3 protein-coding genes and 1 pseudogene are annotated in these 4229 nt (G+C 63.9%); 3 read left to right on the top strand and 1 reads right to left on the bottom strand.

Annotated elements, in window-relative coordinates:
• Positions 1-329 precede the first annotated feature (329 nt).
• The 3 genes and pseudogenes from HBO10_RS25360 to HBO10_RS25350 form a co-directional block, all read left to right on the top strand.
• Positions 330-488 (top strand): annotated as a pseudogene (locus HBO10_RS25360) (transaldolase family protein); the annotation flags it as partial.
• A gap of 62 nt (positions 489-550) precedes the next feature.
• Positions 551-1546 (top strand): helix-turn-helix domain-containing protein, encoded by a 996-nt coding sequence (locus HBO10_RS25355; RefSeq protein ID WP_034127747.1) that lies wholly within the window; start codon positions 551-553, stop codon positions 1544-1546.
• A gap of 111 nt (positions 1547-1657) precedes the next feature.
• Entirely contained in the window at positions 1658-2857 is a 1200-nt protein-coding gene (locus tag HBO10_RS25350; RefSeq protein ID WP_034127748.1) for an NAD(P)/FAD-dependent oxidoreductase, read from the top strand.
• Between the two features lie 169 nt (positions 2858-3026).
• Here the strand turns inward: HBO10_RS25350 and HBO10_RS25345 are convergent, their stop codons facing one another.
• Positions 3027-4217 carry a sugar transporter gene (locus HBO10_RS25345; protein ID WP_020303072.1) on the bottom strand — a complete coding sequence of 397 codons (1191 nt, stop codon included), beginning with the start codon at positions 4215-4217 and terminating at the stop codon, positions 3027-3029.
• Between the last annotated feature and the right edge of the window lie 12 nt (positions 4218-4229).

Below are 4229 nucleotides of genomic sequence, written 5' to 3'. Positions count from 1 at the left end.
GGGTAACCTGCCTGATAATTCACGGTTGACGAGAATGTCCGTATTCAGTTTTGCCGCTTGGATCGGCAGTGCCGGGCGCCCAGGAAAAAATAGCGGGCGCAGCCGAGGGCCTGGAGTGGCTTCCGGCAGGCTTGGAAAATTAAGGTATCTGTGGGCTGGGGGGTGACATGGGAAGCGGGGACAAGTGTCCGGCTGAAGGGTTCCACCGGACTCTGGCGGTTACCCCTCTCTGTGGATGCCAAGGCGGCCCGGAGCTGACAGCCTCAGGGTAAACAAGGTGCGCGGGACATGGTAAAACAGCGCCGTGCCCTTTTCCGGAGAACGCGGCGATGACGTCCAAACTTGAACAACTCAAGCCATTCACCATTGTGGTCTGCGACACCGGCAATCTGGAAGCCATCAGCCGCCTGCGGCCCGTGGGCGCCACCACCAACCCGTCGCTGCTGCTCAAGGCCTGCGCCATCCCGGAATACGCCGAGCGATTGCGTGCCGAAGGGATCCGACAGTTTGCGCGGGATCAGGAAAAACTGGAAAAGCTGCTGGCCTGCGCATGACTGCACTCTCTGCTTTGGCCCAACCACGCACGTTGGTGTTCCTGACCTACCCGCACATGGGCTTGCTCGACCTGACTGGCGCCCAGACGGTGTTCTGGGCCGCGACCAAGGCCATGGCCGAGCGCGGTTTGCAAGGTTATGTGTTGCACAACGCCAGCCTGGCGGGCGGGTTGATGCCGACCGCCGAGGGCTTGAGCGTCGACACCGTCGCCTTGGCACAGTTTGACCCCGCTGCCATCGACACCCTGGTGGTACCCGGCGCGCCGGCCATTGAGCAAGCCATGCTGGAAAATACCGCGCTGGTGGACTGGTTGCGCAACGCCTCCGGCCAGGCGCGACGGACCGCCTCGGTGTGCAGCGGCACGTTTTTGCTGGCGCTGGCGGGCTTGCTGGAGGGGCGCCGCGCGGCAACGCATTGGGCCATGTGCGAGCTGCTCAAGCAACGCTTCCCGAGCATCGAGGTGGACGTGGACGCGATCTTCGTGCAGCAAGGCCAGGTGTGGACCTCGGCGGGCGTCAGCGCCGGGATCGACCTGGCGCTCGCGCTGGTGGAGGCTGACTGCGGGCGCGAAGTGGCGCTGCAAGTGGCACGCGAATTGGTGGTGTTCCTCAAGCGCCCCGGTGGCCAGGCGCAGTTCAGCCAGGTGCTGCAAGCGCAAACCGCCGACAGCGCCAGCTTTGATGCGCTGCATGCGTGGATCAGCGACAACCTGCGCGACAGCGACCTCAGTGTCGAGCGCCTGGCCGCGCAGAGCCATATGAGCCCACGCAACTTTGCCCGGGTCTATAAGCAAAAAACCGGTCGCACCCCGGCCAAGGCCATCGAACTGTTTCGCATGGAAGCGGCGCGCCGCATGCTCGAAGACTCCCAGCGCAGCATCGACCAGATCGCCGGGCTTTGCGGGTTTGGCGATGAGGAACGCATGCGCTGCACCTTCCACCGCCACCTGGCCATCTCACCCCGCGACTACCGCGAGCGCTTTTCCCGCTAGGCCAGCAGAGGTGGCAGTCATCCAGGGTTATATGTCCTTTCGGACAGACCCTGCTGCTTTTACAGTGATCCGGCAATGCCTTGCGGCTTATCTGGTCTCTGGAGCAACCCCATGAAACAACACATTCTGATCATTGGCGCCGGGTTCGGTGGCGTGTGGAGCGCCTTGAGCGCGGCTCGGCTACTGGATAAACACGACCGCAACGATGTGCACATCAGCCTGCTCGCCCCCCAAGCGGAGCTGCGTATCCGCCCGCGGTTCTACGAGCCCGATGTGCATACCATGCTGGCCCCGCTTGATGCGCTATTCGACGCCGTAGGCGTGACCTTTGTGCAAGGCGCCGCCGACAGCATCGACGCCACTAATAAGCAAGTGACCTACCGCAACGCGGCCGGCATCCCGGCCACCCTCGCCTACGATCGCCTGGTAGTGGCCGCCGGCAGCCGCCTGAACCGCCCCGGCATGGACGGCATCGAGCATGTGTTCGATGTGGATCAGATCGAAGACGCGGCGCACCTTGAAGCCCATATCAACGCCCTGAAAAACCTGCCCGACAGCCCGGCCCGCAATACCGTTGTGGTGGCCGGCGGCGGCTTTACCGGTATCGAGACCGCCACCGAAATGCCGGCGCGCCTGCGTGCGGCACTGGGTGAGACGGCCAACATCCGTGTGATCGTGGTCGACCGCGGGCCGCAGATTGCCGCGTCGATGGGCGATGGCATACGCCCCTCGATCATCGAAGCCAGCCAGGCACTGGGGCTTGAATGGGTACTGAACACCTCGGTCGCCTCGGTGGATGCCGGTGGCGTGACCCTGGCTGATGGGCAGCGGATTGAATCGAGCACCGTGATCTGGACCATCGGCTTTCGCGCCAACCCCCTGACCGAACAGATTGAGGGCACCCGCGATCCCCAGGGCCGCCTGCACGTGGACGCCCACCTCAAGGTCAAGGGCCAGGCTGCCATCTTCGCCGCTGGCGACGTGGCCTACGCCGCCACTGACGCGCTGGGCAACTTCGCTGCCATGTCCTGCCAGCACGCCATCGCGCTGGGCCGCTACGCCGGCAACAACGTCGCCGCCGATCTGATCGGCGAGGCCCCCATGGCCTACAGCCAACCCAAATACGTCACCTGCCTCGACCTCGGCGCTTGGGGCGCGGTGTACACCGAAGGCTGGGACCGTCAGCTCAAGCTGGTGGGCCAGGAAGCCAAGGAACTCAAACAGCAGATCAATAGCGTGTGGATCTACCCACCGGCAGCGGATAGAAAGGTGGCGTTGGCGGCGGCGGATCCGTTGATTCCGGTGGCGTAGGACAGTCAGTCAAGCGAACGCATTGCTCAAGGCAGTGAAGATCAAATGTGGGAGCTGGCTTGCCTGCGAAAGCGGTCGTGCAGCAACAGATGCAGTGGCTGACACACCGCCATCGCAGGCAAGCCAGCTCCCACACTTAGTCTGCAGTTATCCGGTGGATACGGGGCGATCAGCTTGGCATCGGGGCACCACCCTGCCCAAACCGCCGAATCGCCAGGCAATACCCCACCAACGCCAGCCCAGCCAGCAAACCGCCCGCCGCGCCGATCCAGGCGAAGCCGAAGTGGCTGCCGACCCAACTGCCCATCAAAGCACCACCGCCGATGCCGATGTTGTAGATCCCGGAAAACATCGCCATGGCCACATCGGTGGCGTCCGGTGCAAGCACCAGCACCTTGGACTGCATGGCCAGGCCAAACCCCATGATCGCCATGCCCCAGAAAATGCTCAGCCCCACCAGGTAAGACTCGGCGCCGCTCAACGGCAGCATCAGCGCCAGGCACGCGGCGAGGATAGACACTGCGCCGATCACGAACAGGTGGGGGTTGAAGCGATGCACCAGGCTGAACAACAACGAGCCGATGATGCCAGCACCACCGAACACCAGCAGGATCAGGGTCACGGCACTGCCGCCCAGGCCGGCGACGCCTTCGACGAAGGGTTCGATGTAGCTGTAGGCGGTGAATTGCGCAGTGACGGTCATTGCGGTCAGCACATAGAGCGCCACCAGCGCCGGGCGCTTGAACAGCAACGGCAGGCTGCGCAGGGAGCCGGAGTTCTGGCTGGGCAGCAGCGGCAAGGTGCGCCCAAGCCAGAACACCAGGGCGGCAGCGAACGCGGCGATCACCAGAAAGGTGGTACGCCAGCCCATGGCCTCGCCCAACAGACGGCCCAAGGGAATGCCCAACACCATCGCCAGGGACGTGCCGGTAGCCAGCAAGCCAAGAGCCTGCACCTGCTTGCCCTCTGGCGCCAGGCGTACGGCCAGTGAAGCCGTGATCGACCAGAACAACGCATGGGCCAGGGCAATGCCGACCCGACTGACCATCAGCAAGCCGAAGCTGGTGGCCACGCTGGAGAGGATATGGCTGGCGATAAACAGACCGAACAGCACGATCAGCAATTTGCGCCGTTCGACGTTGCGGGTCAGCAGCATCACCGGCAGCGAGGTCAGCGACACGATCCACGCGTAAATGGTGAGCATCAGGCCGACGCTGGCCACGGGCATGTCAAAGCTGGCACCAATGGCGCTGAGCAGCCCCACAGGCACGAATTCGGTGGTATTGAACACAAACGCGGCCAGCGCCAGGGCGATGACCGGTTGCCAGTTGGCTTGGGGGGTTGCGGCTGAAAGGCTCATTGACGGGCGCGG

Source organism: Pseudomonas sp. WS 5503 (assembly GCF_012985385.1).
GTDB lineage: Bacteria > Pseudomonadota > Gammaproteobacteria > Pseudomonadales > Pseudomonadaceae > Aquipseudomonas > Aquipseudomonas paracarnis.
Note: the sequence above shows the minus strand (reverse complement) of the source record. Positions and strands in the feature narration are given on the sequence as shown.

Excerpts from the sequence above, each read along its gene's own strand:
- HBO10_RS25355 (WP_034127747.1), top strand. The coding sequence starts at position 551 with ATGACTGCACTCTCTGCTTTGGCCCAACCACGCACGTTGGTGTTCCTG.
- HBO10_RS25350 (WP_034127748.1), top strand. The coding sequence starts at position 1,658 with ATGAAACAACACATTCTGATCATTGGCGCCGGGTTCGGTGGCGTGTGG.
- HBO10_RS25345 (WP_020303072.1), bottom strand. The coding sequence starts at position 4,217 with ATGAGCCTTTCAGCCGCAACCCCCCAAGCCAACTGGCAACCGGTCATC.